The organism is Nocardia sp. NPDC059236 (genome assembly GCF_042754085.1).
Lineage (GTDB): Bacteria > Actinomycetota > Actinomycetes > Mycobacteriales > Mycobacteriaceae > Nocardia.
Window position 1 is genome coordinate 781,336 of sequence record NZ_JBHZAF010000002.1, and the last position, 16,019, is coordinate 797,354.

At 70.1% G+C, this 16,019-nt stretch carries 15 protein-coding genes; 9 read left to right on the forward strand and 6 right to left on the reverse strand.

The genetic code is table 11. The features are described 5' to 3' along the window. Positions 1-111: 111 nt before the first annotated feature. From ACFXIV_RS08675 to serS, 3 genes are all read right to left on the reverse strand, one after another. Positions 112-1,482 carry an MFS transporter gene (locus ACFXIV_RS08675; RefSeq protein WP_379393055.1) on the reverse strand — a complete coding sequence of 457 codons (1,371 nt, stop codon included), beginning with the start codon at positions 1,480-1,482 and terminating at the stop codon, positions 112-114. Positions 1,483-1,630: 148 nt separating this feature from the next. Next, positions 1,631-3,499, reverse strand: a complete 1,869-nt coding sequence (locus ACFXIV_RS08680) for a putative bifunctional diguanylate cyclase/phosphodiesterase (protein WP_379393053.1) — start codon at positions 3,497-3,499, stop codon at positions 1,631-1,633. A gap of 75 nt (positions 3,500-3,574) precedes the next feature. Continuing rightward, entirely contained in the window at positions 3,575-4,834 is a 1,260-nt protein-coding gene (serS, locus tag ACFXIV_RS08685; protein ID WP_379393051.1) for a serine--tRNA ligase, read from the reverse strand. Positions 4,835-5,104: 270 nt separating this feature from the next. Between serS and ACFXIV_RS08690 the strand changes: the two genes are divergently transcribed. The 6 genes from ACFXIV_RS08690 (at position 5,105) to ACFXIV_RS08715 (ending at position 10,716) form a co-directional block, all read left to right on the forward strand. Then, positions 5,105-6,694 carry a GMC family oxidoreductase gene (locus tag ACFXIV_RS08690; protein WP_379393049.1) on the forward strand — a complete coding sequence of 530 codons (1,590 nt, stop codon included), beginning with the start codon at positions 5,105-5,107 and terminating at the stop codon, positions 6,692-6,694. A 199-nt stretch (positions 6,695-6,893) separates the two neighbouring features. Then, the gene (locus ACFXIV_RS08695; protein WP_379393594.1) at positions 6,894-7,940 is read left to right on the forward strand and encodes a septum formation family protein; all 1,047 of its coding nucleotides are present in this window, start codon (positions 6,894-6,896) and stop codon (positions 7,938-7,940) included. Between the two features lie 19 nt (positions 7,941-7,959). After that, on the forward strand, positions 7,960-8,313 hold the full coding sequence (locus tag ACFXIV_RS08700; RefSeq protein ID WP_354847565.1) for a metallopeptidase family protein: 354 nt from the start codon (positions 7,960-7,962) through the stop codon (positions 8,311-8,313). Between the two features lie 80 nt (positions 8,314-8,393). Then, complete coding sequence (locus ACFXIV_RS08705; protein WP_379393047.1) at positions 8,394-8,705, forward strand: PE domain-containing protein; 312 nt, start codon at positions 8,394-8,396, stop codon at positions 8,703-8,705. 14 nt (positions 8,706-8,719) lie between these two features. Then, positions 8,720-9,904 (forward strand): PPE domain-containing protein, encoded by a 1,185-nt coding sequence (locus tag ACFXIV_RS08710; protein WP_379393045.1) that lies wholly within the window; start codon positions 8,720-8,722, stop codon positions 9,902-9,904. Next, positions 9,901-10,716 (forward strand): ESX secretion-associated protein EspG, encoded by an 816-nt coding sequence (locus tag ACFXIV_RS08715; RefSeq protein ID WP_379393043.1) that lies wholly within the window; start codon positions 9,901-9,903, stop codon positions 10,714-10,716. The genes ACFXIV_RS08710 and ACFXIV_RS08715 overlap by 4 nt, the downstream gene beginning before the upstream one ends. Here ACFXIV_RS08715 and ACFXIV_RS08720 read toward each other — a convergent pair. From ACFXIV_RS08720 to ACFXIV_RS08730, 3 genes are all read right to left on the reverse strand, one after another. After that, positions 10,713-11,375, reverse strand: coding sequence for a histidine phosphatase family protein (locus ACFXIV_RS08720; protein WP_379393041.1), 663 nt, complete (start codon positions 11,373-11,375; stop codon positions 10,713-10,715). The genes ACFXIV_RS08715 and ACFXIV_RS08720 overlap by 4 nt on opposite strands. Further along, a complete protein-coding gene (pheA, locus tag ACFXIV_RS08725; RefSeq protein WP_379393039.1) occupies positions 11,372-12,289 on the reverse strand; it encodes a prephenate dehydratase in 918 nt (305 codons plus the stop codon). Before pheA ends, ACFXIV_RS08720 begins: the two co-directional genes overlap by 4 nt. 84 nt (positions 12,290-12,373) lie before the next feature. After that, positions 12,374-12,793, reverse strand: a complete 420-nt coding sequence (locus tag ACFXIV_RS08730) for a hypothetical protein (RefSeq protein WP_379393037.1) — start codon at positions 12,791-12,793, stop codon at positions 12,374-12,376. A 115-nt stretch (positions 12,794-12,908) separates the two neighbouring features. On the opposite strand from ACFXIV_RS08730, the gene ACFXIV_RS08735 reads away from it, so the two are divergent. The 3 genes from ACFXIV_RS08735 to ACFXIV_RS08745 all read left to right on the forward strand — a co-directional run bounded on the left by ACFXIV_RS08735 (position 12,909) and on the right by ACFXIV_RS08745 (position 16,016). Continuing rightward, positions 12,909-13,679 carry a DUF2470 domain-containing protein gene (locus tag ACFXIV_RS08735; protein ID WP_379393035.1) on the forward strand — a complete coding sequence of 257 codons (771 nt, stop codon included), beginning with the start codon at positions 12,909-12,911 and terminating at the stop codon, positions 13,677-13,679. 34 nt (positions 13,680-13,713) lie between these two features. Further along, positions 13,714-14,502: a CPBP family intramembrane glutamic endopeptidase gene (locus tag ACFXIV_RS08740; RefSeq protein WP_379393033.1), complete on the forward strand. Its 789-nt coding sequence runs from the start codon at positions 13,714-13,716 to the stop codon at positions 14,500-14,502. 242 nt (positions 14,503-14,744) lie between these two features. Next, positions 14,745-16,016 (forward strand): LCP family protein, encoded by a 1,272-nt coding sequence (locus ACFXIV_RS08745; RefSeq protein WP_379393031.1) that lies wholly within the window; start codon positions 14,745-14,747, stop codon positions 16,014-16,016. Positions 16,017-16,019 lie beyond the last annotated feature (3 nt).

The window sequence follows — 16,019 nt, forward strand, 5'->3', positions numbered from 1 at the left end:
ACACACCGCACCGTACTGAGCTCGGATCCCGTTCCGGCACAGGACGACCCGCAACCACGGTCGGGCGCTACCCCGAGCGTCCGATGACCTCCGCCGCCCTGCCGCTCCGGATCAGAGCTGCTCCGAATCTCGTGCAGCAGGCCCCGGCACCAGATCCGAGCCCGCTGCCGCCCGGGGCAGCCAGGTGGGGAGCAGGGCCGCGGCCAGTAGCAGCGGCACCCCCAGCAGGGCGACCATGACCGGCAAGGACAGCCAGGTCGTGGCCACCGCGGCGAAAACGAAGACCAGCAGGGCGATCACCTCGGTGGCGAAGCCGGACACCGAGGTCACGGTCGCACGGGCCGGGCCCGAGATGGCGTCCTGCAGGCGGGCCGAGGCGATGACGTCGGCGTTGTAGTCGATGCCGTAGGCGATGCCCACCGCCGAAAAGCCCACGGCGGTCAGCACATACAGGGCTCGCGGGTGGCCGGCGGCACTGCCCGCCAGCAGCGCACCACCGATGAACAGGACACCCGCTACGGCCAGCGCCGACGCCATCACGCGGGCGGATATGCCCCCGGTGCGGCCCGCCGATGTCGCGCCGGCCAGGGCTCCGGCTACCGTGACACCCACCAGGATCGCGGCCAGGGACGGCCCGGCGCCGGCGTGGTCGGCCAGCAGGGCGAAGTATTCGTCGAACGCGGTGATGCCGTTCAGCAGCGCCACCAGGATGACCCCGCGCCGAATCACCCGGACCCGCAGGGCCTCTCGCATACCCGCGCGCAGCATGGCCAGGTAGCCGCTGGATTCCGATGCGGCTGTGCGGGTTTCGGACGTGAGATCGTGGTCATCGGCTCGCACGCTGTCCGGCTCCTGCTCGGCCACACCGCCAGCTGTGTCCTCGGCATCGTTATCCGGGTCCTCGACACCACCGTCCGTGTCTTCGAGATCCTCGACGTGTGCCGCGGAGACCGACTTCGGTGCGGTCGGCAGCAGGGCCGCGGTGGCGGTGTGCACGGCGGCGATCGCGACGCTGGACCAGGCGACCAGCGCGTAGCCGCCCCACGCGTAGAGCGGGGCCGCCACCAGAATGCCCGCCAGCGCGGCCGATTCGGTGGCGGCGCGGACATAGCCCATCAGCCGCGGGTATTCAGCGGTCGCGGCACGGGCGTGCAGGTCGTCGTAGATCAGCGCCTCGAAGGTGCCCGAGCGGAGCGCGCCCGAAGTACCCCAGAGCACGAAGCCGACGGCGAATCCGAGGTAGGAGGGGTACAGCGTCCACACCGCGAAGCCCGCCGCCAGCAGCGCGCCCGAAAGCACGAGCAGGCGGCGCCGCGAGACCGTGTCGGCCCAGGCGCCGGAAGGAATCTCCAGCAGGAACGAGGTCCCGGACCAGATGGCGAACAGCGACGAGATCTGCGCCGCGTTCAGGCCGTGGTCGGCGAACAACAGCGCGTAGATCGCGTAGAGCGGGATCAGGTCCGCCGTGACGGCGAACAGCATCGCCCGCAGCGTCAGTGCGCGTATCGAGTGGGTTGGTACCCGTATCGAGTGGGTCGGTGCGCGCGTCGAACCCACGCGCTCGGCGTGAGCCCGGGGCAGCGCACTACGGAGTACGAATCAACAGGCGTAGATGAGCAGCCGCATGAGATCAACCCTGCGCGCCGGGCGCTCCACCGTCAAGCGGATTGTCCAGCGGTATCCAGCCATTGGTGGACGGCTCGCCCTCCGACACCGCCGCGCCGACCAGACCGTGCCGGTCATTGAGGTCGTTGATGAGCTCGGACACCGGGTGCGAATCGCTGTAGTGGTAGCCCTGGGCCAGCGCGAAACCGAGCTCGGTCAGCACGGCGGCCTGGTATTCGGTCTCCACGCCCTCGGCGATGACCTGCAGGTCCAGCGACTTGCTCAGCGCCGCGATCACGCCCAGCAGCGGCGGCGCGGGGGAATCCGACTGGATCGACGCCACGAAGGACTGGTCCACCTTGAGGATGTCCGACGGCAGCGTGGCCAGCCGGCTGAGCGAGGAGTAGCCGGTGCCGAAATCATCGATGGCGATGCGGACACCGAACTCGCGCAGCTTGTGCAGGTTCGCGATGGCCGTCTCGGATTCGGCGGCCAGCTCGCTCTCGGTCACCTCGAGCACGAGTTGCTCGGCGGGCCAGCCGGTTTCCGCGAGGATGCCGGAAACCCGGTCGGCGTACTCGGTCTCGGCCAGCTCCAGCCCGCTCACATTGACGTTCAGGGTCAGATCCAGCTGGGCGAAGGTCTCCTGCAACCGGGCGGCATCGGCGCAGGCCCGCCGCAGCACCAGCTCGTCCAGATCGGAGATGAGGTCGTATTCCTCGGCGACCCGAATCAGCCCCTCGGTGGTCACATCGGGCTGCGCGTGAGAAGACCAGCGCAGCAGGGCTTCCACGCCGACCGCGCGGGTCGCGCCGTCGGTGAGACTCACGATCGGCTGGTACTGCACGTCCAGGGTGCCGCGATCGATGGCCTCCCGCAGCTCCACCGCCAGCGGCAGTTGCCGCGAGGACTCCAGCACGGTGCGATTGCGGCCCGCCTGCTTGGCCCGGTACAGGCCCACATCCGCACGCGACACCAGCAGCGACCCGGATTCGCCCGGCTGCCAGGACGTCACACCCGCGGAACAGCCGGTGGTGACGGCCGCGCGCAGCTCCTCGGTCAGCAGGATCGCGGCCTGCTCGGTGGTCCCGGGCAGCAGCAGCGCGAACGCGTCACCGCCATAGCGGGCCAGCCGCTGCTCCGGCGCAAGCAGTTTCGACCAGGAGTCGGCCACCCGCTGCAGCACGGCGTCACCGGCCCGGTGCCCGAGGTGATCGTTGATCTTCTGGAAGCGGTCCAGGTCCACCAGCACCAGGGCCAGGCCCTGGCCGGTGCGGGTGGCGTGCGCGATGGCATTGCTCAGCGCCCGATCGAAACCACGCCGGTTCAGCAGCCCGGTCAGCACATCGATATCGGCGTCCGACGCCATGCGCGTCAAAATGCCGACCACGATGCCGATTCCGAACGTGATACCCGCCGGAATGATGCCCGACCACCACGGCAACCCACGCGACGGCACCACCCACAGACAGCAGACGATGGCGAACGCTATGTGCCCGCCCAGCCAGCGCCAGGAGAAGAAGATGGCGGCATCACAGGCGACGAACACATAGAACGCCGCCAGACTGATCGCGCCGACCGTATTCGGAAACCAGTGCACCGCAACGGTCACCAGCACGGTCGCGGTCGCCACATACGCGTGATGCACCGAATGCGGCAGCCGCGGACCCCAGATCAGCAGACTGATACCCAGCAGCAGCGCCACGAACGCCGCCGCACCCACCAGCGGCCGATTGCCCTCGTCACCCGGAGCGACCGCAGTCAGAACCAGGCCCAGGACCCCGCCCATGACGTAGAACGCCCCGGTGGTCCGAGCCATGACCATTGCCGTCGCCAGCGCCGACGCCGCCCGTACCCGGGTCCGGGTATCGCCGCGGGACCCGATTCCTCGCACGCTGCCTAGCCTAGACACAAGCCCTACCACCAGTAGACACAACCGGCGGAATAAGGCACGCCGAGTAGCGAATATTCAGCGAGGTACCAGCACTTCGGTGCCGACGAAAGGCACCAGCGCAGCGGGCACCCGCACCGACCCATCGGCTTGCTGATGGTTCTCCAGCAAAGCGACAATCCACCGGGTCGTGGCCAAGGTGCCGTTCAGGGTGGCGGCGATCTGCGGCTTGCCGTTCTCGTCCCGGTACCGGACACTCAGGCGACGCGCCTGGAATGTCGTGCAATTCGAGGTCGAGGTGAGCTCGCGGTAGGTCTGCTGCGTGGGAACCCAAGCCTCGCAATCGAATTTGCGGGCGGCCGAGCTGCCCAGGTCGCCGGCGGCCACATCGATGACCCGGTAGGGCACCTCGATGGCGGCGAGCATCTCCTGCTCCCAGGCCAGCAGCCGCCGGTGCTCGGCGTCGGCCTGGTCCGGGGTGGTGTAGACGAACATCTCCACCTTGTCGAACTGGTGCACGCGGATGATGCCGCGGGTGTCCTTGCCGTAGCTGCCCGCCTCCCGGCGGAAACACGACGACCAGCCGGCATAGCGCTTGGCGCCCGCGCTCAGATCCAGGATCTCGCCCGAGTGGTAGCCCGCCAGCGGCACCTCCGAGGTGCCGACCAGGTACAGGTCGTCGTCCTCCAGGTGGTAGACCTCGGCGGAGTGCTGGCCCAGGAACCCGGTGCCCTGCATGATCTCCGGGCGCACCAGCACCGGCGGGATCATCATGGTGAACCCGTTGGCCACCGCCTTCTGCGCGGCCAGCTGCAGCAGGCCCAGCTGCAGCAGCGCGCCGTTGCCGGTGAGGAAGTAGAAGCGTGAGCCCGACACCTTCGCGCCGCGCTCCATGTCGATCAGGCCCAGCGACTCACCCAGGTCCAGGTGATCCTTGGGCTCGAAATCGAACTCGCGCGGCGTGCCGATGGTGTCGAGCACGATGTAGTCGTCCTCGCCGCCGGCGGGCGCGCCCTCCTGCACCACATTCGACAGCGCGCGCTGGGCGGCGTCGAGGTCGGCGTCCGCGGCGGTCTCGGCGGCCTCGGCCTCCTTCACCTTCGCCGACAGTTCCTGACCCAGCTGCAGCAGCGCCGGACGCTCGTCCGGGGAAGCCTTGCCGACCTTCTTGCCCAGGGCCTTCTGCTCGGCGCGCAGATTGTCGGCCGTCGCGACCGCGGCGCGACGGGCGGCATCCGCCTCGAGCAGGGCATCCACCAGGGAGGGGTCCTCACCGCGAGCGCGCTGCGACGCACGGACCACATCCGGGTTCTCCCGCAGGAATCGAAGGTCGATCATGGCCATTGAGCCTAGTTTGATTGCCTCCGCTTCGCTCCGGCGGGTTCGCGGCCCTGCAAGCTCGATTCTTCCCTCCTCCGCTCCTCCGCTTCGCTCCCCCGCTCCAAGCGCGGGGAGGCGGAGCGCAGTCCAGAATCGAGCCGGGCCGCGAACCTCGAGTTGATCCGACCCATCCGGCCCACCACCGGGGGATTTGCACCCTAGGGTTAGCGGCATGGGACGGCAGGGAGCCCGGCAGCGGCTCCGCCGTGGTCTTTCCGAGGAGTCAGCATGCCCCAATACACCCCGCACACCGCCGATTTCGTGGTCGTCGGAGCCGGATCCGCGGGGGCCGCAGTGGCCGCGAAACTGAGCGAGCGACCCGGCGTCAGCGTCGTGGTCCTGGAGGCCGGCGGCGAGGACAGCGACAAATTCGCCCACATTCCCGCAGCGTTCAACCAGCTGTTCCAGGGCCCCAACGACTGGAACTACCGCACCGAACCCCAGCCCGAGCTCAGCAACCGGCGCGTCTACTGGCCGCGCGGCAAGATGCTCGGCGGCTCCTCCTCCATGAACGCCATGATGTGGGTGCGCGGCTTCGCCGCCGACTACGACGAATGGGCCCGCTACGCCGGACCGAGCTGGTCCTTCGAGCAGGTGCTCCCCATCTTCCAGCGCATGGAAGCCGTCGAGGAGGCCGGCGAGCCCGGTGAAGGCCGCAAGGGACCACTGCACATCTCCCGCCAGCGCAGCCCGCGCCCGCTCACCCACACCTACCTGCAGGCCGCCGCCGAAGCCGGATACCCGGTGGAACGCGCGAATCAGGATCGGCCACAGGGCTTCTCGCAGACCATGGTGACCCAGAAGCGCGGCGCGCGCTGGAGTACCGCCGACGCCTACCTGCGGCCGGCGCGCCAGCAGGGACGCAACATCACCGTCGTCACCGACGCGCATGCCACCCGGGTGCTGTTCGAGGGCAAGCGCGCCACCGGGGTGGAATTCCGGATCGGCGGCGAGACCAAGCAGATCACCGCCAAGCGCGAGGTCATCCTGTCCGGCGGCGCCATCAACAGCCCGCAGCTGCTCATGCTCTCCGGCATCGGCGACGGCGACCGGTTGCAGGAGCTGGAAATCCCCGTCGTGCAGCACCTGCCCGAGGTCGGGCGTGGCCTGCGCGACCATTTGGCCGCGCCCATCATCTACCGCACCGGCGGAGGCAGCCTCTACGGCGCCGACAAGAACCTGCTCGAGCTCGCCAACTACCTGGTGCTGCGGCGCGGGCAGCTGACCTCGAACATCGGTGAGGCCTACGGGTTCGTGCGCAGCCGCGAGGATCTCGACCTGCCCGACCTGGAACTCATCTTCGCGCCCGCGCCGTATATCGCCGAGGGACTGGGCGATCCGGACGGGCACGCGCTCACCTTCGCCGCCGTGCTGCTCAAGCCGGAATCCATCGGCAGCGTCACCCTCACCTCCCCGGACCCGTTCACCCCGCCGCGCATCAACCCGCGCTACTGCGCCGAGCCCGCCGACCGCGCTGCCCTGCTCGCCGGTCTGCGCATCTGTACCGAACTGGCGAACCAGCCGGCGCTGAAGGAGCACATCGACGAGCTCATGCAGCCGGCCGTGCCCTCCGACACCCCGATGGAGGAGGTGCTGCGGCGCTGCCTCGAGGACCACTCGCACACGCTGTACCACCCGGTCGGCACCTGTGCCATGAGCCGCGACGAATCCAGCGTGGTGGATCCGGAACTGCGGGTGCGCGGTATCGAGGGCCTGCGTGTGGCCGACACCTCGGTCATGCCGGTGATCACCCGCGGCCACACCCACGCCCCGGCGGTCATGATCGGCGAGAAGGCGGCGGACCTGATCCTGTCGTGAGGATCCGTACCGCACGCTGAACGCCGCAATAACAGCCCGCGAACCCGCCGGAGCGAAGCGGAGGCAATTAAGCTCAGTCGCGATGCCTGAGCAAAAGATGCCTCCGCAGTGGCCCGCGCCTCCGTCCTCGCAGCGCCCCGGGCCGCCGAACCGTCGGAAACCGACGGCGCTGGATCGTTTGCTGACGCCGTTCCGCGCCATGGAATCCAAGCTGGACCAGAACGGTCCGCTCTCGGCGTCGACGGTCCGGTGGGGGCTGCTGGCCATGGCGGTCGGCGTCACCCTGGCCGTGCTCATCACCATGTTCGTCTCCAACGGTTTCGACTCCAATCGCGTGAAGGCGCATGCGCCGGGGGCCGCCCAGCCCACCGGCGCGGTCGCGGGCGCGGCCTTCGGCACCGCCCGGGAGGGCGACTGCCTGACCTGGTCCAAGGCCAATGCAGGCGACCTCACCAAGGTCGACTGCGCCGGCAAGCACCTTTTCGAGGTCACCGCGGACATCGACCTGAGCAAGTACCCCGGCAAGGAGTTCGGGCCCGGCTCCCGCTTCCCTGACTCGCTGCGCTTCTCCGAGCTGCGCGACGAGCACTGCGTCAGCGCCGCCCAGGAATACCTCGGCGGCCGCCTGGACCCGCGCGGCAAATTCGTTGTCGGCCTGATCAATCCGGGTGAGGCGGGCTGGAGGGCGGGCGAGCGGACGCTGCGCTGCGGCCTGCAGGTCTCCGGCAGCCAGGGCCTCGCCACCAAGCCCATCACCGGCAGTGTGCGCGACATCAACCAGTCCAAGGTCTACGACATCGGCACCTGCATCGGCATCAAGTCCAACCTGCCCACCGATCCGGTCGACTGCACCCAGCCGCACGCCTTCGAGATCGTCTCCACCGTGGACCTGGCCACCCACTTCAACGGCGGCCCGCCCTCGAAGGACGACCAGGACAAGTTCATGGAGGACGAGTGCGCCAAGGACGCCGGCGACTACCTCGGCGCCCCCGACGCACTGCGCAACAAGACCCTCACCCTGTTCTGGGACGCGCTCGACACCCGCAGCTGGCTGGCCGGTTCCCGCAGCCTCAACTGCATGGTCGGCAAGGGCGCCGATCAGGAGGGCTTCGCCACCATCACCGGATCGGCCAAGGGCGACATCCAGATCGACGGCCAGGCGCCCGTGCCACCACCCAACAACGGCCGCTACACCCCGCCGCCGCTGCCCGGCGCGGCCCCGCCGGTCATCCCCCAGCCACGGTGATGCGGCGGAAGCTGTAGGCATGCCCGTCTCCATGTCCGACGACCGCTTCGAGGAATTGGTCGGCGACGCCCTCGATCTGATTCCGCGAGAGTTGTCACAGGCGATCGACAATGTGGTGGTGCTCATCGAGCCGCGCAGCGACGAGGATCCCCACCTGCTCGGTCTCTACCACGGCATCGCCCTCACCGACCGGGACTACAGCCACTACGGGGGCGCGCTGCCGGACACCATCACCATCTATCGCGAGGCCATCCTCGGGATGTGTCACAGCGAAGAAGAGGTGGTCGAGGAGGTGGCGATCACCGTGATTCACGAGATAGCGCACTATTTCGGGATCGACGACGAGCGCCTGCATCAGCTGGGCTGGGGCTGACCAGCGGCATCGGGAACCGGTCGGCGAACCTCCGCGTCCAATCCTCACAACCGGGGTGGAACGGAGAAGGGAGCCCGATCATGGTCGGCCACGTCCTGGTGCAGCCCGAGGTGATCCTCGCGGCCGCTCTGGAACTCGATCTGCTCGCCGAACGCCTCGCCGCAGCCGCGAGCGCGACGGCTCCGGCCACCCATGTGCTTCCCTCCGGCACCGAAGAGGTGTCCTTCCTCGCCGCAGCGCATTTCAACAATGCCGCGCTGACCCACGACCGCTCGGTCGCCCAGGGCATTCTCGAACTGCATCACGCCGCCGCCACCCTGCGCAGCCAGCTGGCCCAGTACCTGGCCCAGGACGCCGTGCGCGCGGCCGGTATCGCCGCGATCCAGGTGTAAAGGGGAGACGCACCATGACGCTGGGAATCACGGGGGTGTTCTGGCTGCCCCGGATGGCCGAATTCAATTCCCTCTGCCTCGATACCGGGGCGCACGCCATTCCCATCGCGGCCGCGGGCAGCGCCTGGGGCGCGCTCACCGCCTCCTGGGTGGACGCCACCACCACGGTCACGCGGGTGATGGCCGAGATCGGGGTCGGTCTCGAAGGACTGAACGGGCTCACTGTGCTGGCCCGGCTGGGCGGCTTCACCGTGTGGGCCGAACAGCAGGCCGTCATGGCCGGCGTGATGGCGGGCAAGGCCGCCGCCAATGCCACCGCCTACACCGTGGCCTCCCTCGCCATGCCGAGCCTGCCGGAGATCGCGGCCGTGGAGACCGCGCGGGTGGCCGCGTATTCCAGCGGCGGCGCGCTCAACGGCACCGCGGAGGCAGCCGAGGCGGCCAAGCTGGCGCTGGACATCCGGGCCGCGCTGGTGATGGAAACCTATGAGGCCGCAACGAGTTCGATGGTGGCCACGCCCGGCCAGTTCCTGATGCCGCCGCCCATCGCCGTGGGCGCGGGCTCGGCCAATGCGGGTGGCGACGCGCTCACCACTGGCAGCGATCCGCTGCAGGCGGCGCTCGGCGCGGCCGCCGTCTCGGCGCAGAATCCGGCCGTCACCAGTGCCCTGTCGCAGGTTGCACAGGTGGCGGGGACGGTGGTCACCAGCGGTGTGACCAGCGCGGGAAACGTTGCGAGTACAGCGATTACGGCGGTCGCCAATGCGGTGACGCAAACGCCCGGTCTCGGTACCTCAGGCCTGCCGGTCACGGCGGGCGCGGGTAACGCGGCCGCCGGCGCGGGTGGCGCGGCGCCGGCCACGCAGGCCGTATCCGTCACCGGCGGCGGCGCGTCGGTGAACATCGGAAACGGTGCGGGCACACTGAAGTTGCCCGAGGGCTGGGGCACAGGTCTCGGAAACACCGGTGGCGCACCGGCTCCCGCGGCACCGATCGCCGAACCGGTGACCGTGACCACCACCCCGGCCGCGACCGCACCGGTCCGTTCGGCCGGAACCAGCCCGCTGCTCGGCACCAGGGGCAGCGACGAGGAAGAGTCGCACCGCGGCCACGACTACGGCCGCTCGGTGCAGGTGTTCGCCGACGGCCGGGTCATCGCGCCCGCGGTCATCGGCGGCGACCCACTGGCCGACCGGTGACCGTCCTCGGGGCGGGCCGCGGGCCGTCGACGCTGCGGTCGGTCACGCTGTCGCTCGACGAAATGCAGTATCTCCTGGAGACATTGGGGATCGACGAGCTGCCCGTGGTGCTGGATGCCATGGGCCGCTACGACAATGCCGCCGACCACGACACCGCCATGGCCGCGGCGGCCGCCGCCCTGACCGAGCGTGAACTGCTCGACGGCGACGAGGTGCATCCGGAACTGGCCGAACGGCTGCGCGTGCTCTACCGGCCGCACTGGGTGCTGGCCGTGCGCTGGTATGTGGCGGGGCAGGTCAACCGGTGCTGTGTGGCCAAGGGCGACGACATCGAGGTGGTGGCGCTGCGCGGCCCCGGCTCCTGTGTCATCGACGCGGCCGGTCACGATCTGCCGGGCACCGTGCAGGCCGCGCTCGGCCCCGCCGATGCGCTGGAACTGTCCGGAATGAACGCGCCCACCGCGGATCTGGCGCCCGTGTTCGACGACGCGGGCGATGCCGCCACTACGGCCGCGCGACTGGCCACGGTGGGCACACCGACCCGCGACGCACCGATCCTCGCTTCGGCTCTGGTGCAGGTGAATTCGCATGCGGAGATCGTCGGCGTGCGCTACGGCGACGGCTCGCGCGACGTGGTGAGCACCCACCTCGCGGTGTACAACACCCGGCACGGCCGTTTTATCGCCAGCACCGGCACCGCCGCGGACGGGACGAAGTGGACGTCGCTGGCGGGCGGCACCCCGGCCCGGCTGCGCACGGCGCTGCGGGATCTCATCGAATCCCTGCCGCTGCGAACGGAATTCCCGGGCTAACCCATGGGGTCGTCGCCGCCGGCCGCGATGGCGTCGGCGAACGGTGCGGAATAGCGGCCCCAGCGGGTGCACCCCCAGGTGCCGTCCTCGAACGGCTGCAGCTCGATGGTCTCGGTATTGTCCAGGTGATTGTTGGCGGCGAAAGGCCTGGGCACCCCGGTCAATTCGCGCGAGACCAGCCGCATGGCCGCGCCGTGGCTGACCACGATGACATCGTGCGCGCCCGGGCGGATCAGATAATCGTCGCGTAGTCGCCGCAGCGCCGGGACGTAGCGGGCGAGCACGTCCTCCCCGGATTCGCCACCCGCCACCCGCACGCTCAGATCACCGAAATGCCAAGCGTGATACACCTTCTGGAATTCCTCGTGCGCGGCCGGGGTGTTCAAACCCTCGAGGTCGCCGAGCTGTACCTCCTGCAGATCCTCCAGCACATCCAAGGTGACCCCGGTGGCGGCCTCGATGTAGCCGCCGGTCTGCCGGGCGCGCAGCGCGGCCGACGAGAACAGCCGCTGCGGCGGGACGGCCAGGTTCGCGCCGTAGCTCTTCGCCTGCGCCACACCGCGTTCGGTGAGCGGCAGGCCCGGCAGCCGGGTGTCGAGGATCTTGCCGACATTGCCCTCGGTCTCGCCGTGCCGGACCAGGATGAGTTTGCCGGTCACAGGTCGGCCACCCCCTTCTTCAGATCGGCCAGCCAGGCCGCGCCGGGTGCGTCCGGCGGCGGCGGGGTGCCGGTGGCCGCGGTGGCGGGCCAGGAGCCGAGGAATCGGATCCGGGCGGCCGTGCGGTGCAGTGCCTTCAGCGCCTCGGCGACCGCGGCGTCGTCGATGTGCCCGACGCAGTCCAGGTAGAAACGGTAGGTGCCCATGCCGGTGCGGGTGGGCCGGGATTCGATGCGGGTGAGATCGATACCGCGGGTGGCGAATTCGGCGAACGCGCGCATGAGCGAGCCGGGCTCGTTGGCCAGCTCCAGCACGATGGAGGTGCGGTCGGTCCCGGTGCGCGGCGGCGCCGGCCGCGGGGCGGTGACCAGCACGAAGCGGGTGACGGCCCGGTCGACATCGGCGACGCCGTCGGCCAGGGTGGTGAGCCCGAGGCGGGCGCCGGCCAGCGCGGTGGAGACGGCGGCATCGGCGTGCCCGGCGACGACATCCTCGGCGGCCGCGGCATTGGAGGCGGAGGTGTACAGCTGCGCCAGCGGCATGGTGACGGCCAGCCACATGCGGACCTGCGCGGCCGCGACCGGATAGGCCGCGATCCGGCGCACCTCGTCGAGCTCGATGCCGGGGCGGCCCACGATGGTGAAGGCCACGTCCAGGTCGGTTTCCGCGATGATCTGCAGCCGCGGGCCCACGGCCAGCGCGTCCAGCGTCGGCGCGATGGAGCCCTCGACCGAGCTCTCGATCGGCACCACCGCGCCCGCGGCCTTACCGGCCCGCACCAGCTCGACGGCCGCGCCCTGGCTCGGGGCCGGGACACGCTCGACCGGTCCATCGAAGACTCCGGTGGACTCCAGTTTGGCGAGGGCCATCTCCGTGAAGGTTCCCGACGGCCCGAAGTAGGCGATACGCGGCACGGTTACGACATTACTTGCGTGCGCCCGGTCACCCCCGGCTTTGGTCAACTCCTGGGTAACTTCGCACCCCCGGGCGCGGTGGGTTCAGGCGCCCAATACGGCGAGGGCGGTGGTCACGGCCGCGACCTCGCCGGTTTCGATGGCCAGCAGCACCTCACGGAGCGCCTCGACCGCGGGCGGTTTCAGCCCGGTGAGGAACGCGATGTCCGGTGCGGCGAGCGCGCCGCGAATGTCCTCGCCGCAGAGCGCGGCCACGGTCGCCGCCACACCCGCCAGCGCGCGCTCGCCCGAGTCCGTGCGGGCCACGAAACCGCTGTCGCCGTGCACGATTCGCACCAGGAACTCCGACACCGCTTCGTCGTCGAGCGCCAGATCCAGCACCTCGACGCCCGGATCGGCGGAGACCGGGCGGACCAGCTCCTCGGTCAGTCCGCGGGCCGGGCGGGGCGGGACGGACAGGGTGAGGGCGACCGGTTCGGGCGCGGGGGATGAATCGTGCGGCACGTCTTCACGGTAGCGATCGGCGCGACACCGCCGGCGCGGCCACCCGGGAAGCCCTTGCGCACGCGACCCACGTCACTTAGCTTAGGTTTACCTAATTCAACTCCCGGAGGTGTGTATGCCACCAGCGGCCCAGGTCGTCGCACCCACTACCGCCGAACGCGTGCACACCGCCTGCGCGCACGCCGAGAACGCGGTCCTGGCCCTGCCCGGCCTCGACCCGGTGCCCACCTCCGTACACCTGCTGCGGCAGTGCGGGGACATGGTGCTGGCGGTCCCGATGAACTCCACCGCCGCCGGTCTCGTCCTCGGCTGCGGCGCGAACGGGTCCCCCGCGGTGCTCGAACTCACCGACCAGGCCCCGCTGCCACTGCGCGAACGCGTCCGTGCCCTGGTCTGGCTGCGCGGCTGGGCGCACGCCGTGCCCGCGCACGCCCAGCGCGCGCTGGCCGGCGCGGTCGCCGCCGACCATCCGCATCCGGACCTGCTCGACGTCGGCCACACCGCCGTTCTGTTGCGGCTGGTCATCGACTCCGCGGTGGTGGCCGACACCGCCGGCGCCGACTCGGTCGACCGCGAGCAGCTGCGCGACGCCCGGCCCGATCCGTTCTGCGCGCTGGAAGCCGGTTGGCTGCAACACCTTCAGGCCGATCACCCCGATGTGGTGGATCGCCTGGCCCGCCGGGTGCCGCACACCCTGCGCCGCGGCGCCCTCATCCATCCGCTGGCCATCGACCGCTACGGCGTCACCCTGCGCGTCGAGACCATCGAGGCCGACCACGACATCCGCATCCCGTTCGAGGCCCCGGCGCACGACATCGAATCCCTCAGCCGTGCGGTACACGCCTTGGCGGGCAACCCCTTCCACGGCGGCCTGCACCGCATCTGACGAGTTCGCCGGGCGCCCGCCTAGATTGGCGGGCATGGTTTCGGCTGATCCCGCACCCGTGTGGCCCGCGCCCGACGAATCGGGCCGGCGGGCGATCAAACTCGAGATCGCGGTGGTGCTGGTCGTCACCTTCGGGCTGAGCGGGGCCAATGCGGCACTGTCACTGCTCGAGAGCGCCCTCGCGCCCGGCGGGGTGGGCGGGCAGACCGTCGCGCTGAATGCGCCACGGGCCACCCGGTCGACCATCGACCTGCTCTTCCAGCTGCTGAGCGTGGCCCGCCTGCTCGGCTGGGCGGCGCTGGGGCTCTATCTGTTGTGGCGCAGCGGGATCGCGCCGCGGGCGATCGGACTGGCGCGGCGGCTGCGCTGGCGGGCGGACGTGCTCCCGGGACTCACGCTCACGGCCGTGATCGGAATCCCCGGGCTGGGACTGTATCTCGCGGCACACGCACTGGGTGTGAGCGTCACCATCGTGCCCAGTTCGCTCGCGCACTGGTGGCGGCTGCCGGTGCTGGTGCTGTCCGCGTGGGCGAACTCGGCAGCCGAGGAGGTGCTGGTCGTCGCCTACCTGATCTCGCGATTGCGGGCGCTGGGGTGGACGGAGAATCGATCGCTGCTGGCGTCGGCGATATTGCGCGGCAGCTACCACCTCTACCAGGGCCTGGGCGGCGGGCTCGGGAACCTGGTGATGGGTTTGATCTTCGGACGCTACTGGCAGCGCACCAACCGGCTCTGGCCGCTGCTGCTGGCGCACGCGCTCATCGACACGATCGCCTACATCGGGTACACCTTCCTGCACGGACACGTCTCCTGGCTGCCGTAATCCGATCGGAACGAGCCACCCGGGCGCCGGGGTCGGTACTGTTTTCAGTGATGAACGGCGACGACCCCCAGCACTTTGCACGGATACGCCGGGAGCCGCCGCCGGGACGCCCGGGCGAGCCCCCGGCGTACCCGCCTCGACCCGCGGCGAATCCCGGGCAATCGCAGAGACCTTCGTCTCAGCGGCCGCCCGCCGACGGCCGGCCCGTTAACGACGGCAGGCCGCGGATAGAACCAACTCAGGTGATCCGACGCCATGAATCCGGTCCGGACCTGGCCTATTCGCAGGTCCCGCCCGGGAATCCGGCCCCGCGGCAGCGGCCGCCGGGGAATCGCGTTCCGCCGCAGCACAATCGCGGGCCCGGGGACAATCGGATGCCGCCACCGGGCAATCGGGTGCCGCCCCCGCGGGAGCGCGCCGCCGCCGCCATGGGTCACGCGCCGACCCAGCAGCCGGTCCCCTTCCGGGAGGAACCGCCGCGCACTCCCCCGCCACCACCGCCCGGCCGGCGCCGCGGCGGCGACGGCCGCCCGCCGCGCGGCTCCCGGCCCCGCCGGAAGCGGCACTGGTTCCGCTGGAGCCTGTCGCTGCTGCTGGTGCTCCTGCTGCTGCCGATCGCGGCGGCCATCTATGTCGACACCCACCTGACCCGGATCGACGCCCTCGCGAACTATTCGGGCCGGATCGGCGACACGCCCGGGACGAATTGGCTGCTGGTGGGTTCCGACAGTCGCTCGGGACTGTCCAAGGAGCAGGAGCAGCAGCTGTCCACCGGTGACTCCTCCGATGTCGAGGGCGAGCGCACCGACACCGTCATCCTGGTGCACATCCCGAAGTCGGGGCGGCCGACGCTGGTGAGCCTGCCGCGCGACTCGTATGTGAGCATCCCGGGCGTCGGCAAGGACAAGCTCAATGCCTCCTTCGCGGCCGGCGGCGCATCGCTGCTGGTCAAGACGGTGGAGGGCGCGACCGGCGTGCACATCGACCACTATGTGCAGATCGGCTTCGGCGGCTTCGCCAATATCGTGGACGCGGTCGGCGGCATCCAGATGTGTCTGGACGCGCCCATGAAGGATCCGCTGGCCGGTATCGACCTGCCGGCGGGCTGCCAGACGCTCAACGGACCCGAGGCGCTGGGCTTCGTGCGGTCCCGCGCCACCCCGCGCGCGGACCTGGATCGCATGCTCAACCAGCGGAAGTTCCTCAGCGCCCTGCTGAAGAAGGCGGCGAGCCCGGGCACGCTGGCCAATCCGTTCCGGTCCTGGCCGCTGGTGCGGGATCTGACCTCGGCGCTGAAGGTCGACAAGGGCGCGCACATCTGGGATCTGGCGAGCCTGAGCAATGCGCTGAACAGCGATCCCATCACCACGACGGTCCCGGTCGGCGGATTCGAGGACGTGGCCGGCAGCGGCAATGTACTGCTCTGGGACAAGACGAAGGCGAGTGCTTTCTTCGACGCTCTGGCCAAGGATCAGCAGATCCCGCAGGACTTGATCACCACCGTCGGCAGCTAGGCC

Coding starts and splice junctions, on each gene's coding strand:
- ACFXIV_RS08675 (WP_379393055.1), bottom strand. CDS start 1,482: ATGCTGTTCGCCGTCACGGCGGACCTGATCCCGCTCTACGCGATCTAC.
- serS (WP_379393051.1), bottom strand. CDS start 4,834: ATGATCGACCTTCGATTCCTGCGGGAGAACCCGGATGTGGTCCGTGCG.
- ACFXIV_RS08690 (WP_379393049.1), top strand. CDS start 5,105: ATGCCCCAATACACCCCGCACACCGCCGATTTCGTGGTCGTCGGAGCC.
- ACFXIV_RS08695 (WP_379393594.1), top strand. CDS start 6,894: ATGGAATCCAAGCTGGACCAGAACGGTCCGCTCTCGGCGTCGACGGTC.
- ACFXIV_RS08700 (WP_354847565.1), top strand. CDS start 7,960: ATGCCCGTCTCCATGTCCGACGACCGCTTCGAGGAATTGGTCGGCGAC.
- ACFXIV_RS08705 (WP_379393047.1), top strand. CDS start 8,394: ATGGTCGGCCACGTCCTGGTGCAGCCCGAGGTGATCCTCGCGGCCGCT.
- ACFXIV_RS08710 (WP_379393045.1), top strand. CDS start 8,720: ATGACGCTGGGAATCACGGGGGTGTTCTGGCTGCCCCGGATGGCCGAA.
- ACFXIV_RS08735 (WP_379393035.1), top strand. CDS start 12,909: ATGCCACCAGCGGCCCAGGTCGTCGCACCCACTACCGCCGAACGCGTG.
- ACFXIV_RS08740 (WP_379393033.1), top strand. CDS start 13,714: ATGGTTTCGGCTGATCCCGCACCCGTGTGGCCCGCGCCCGACGAATCG.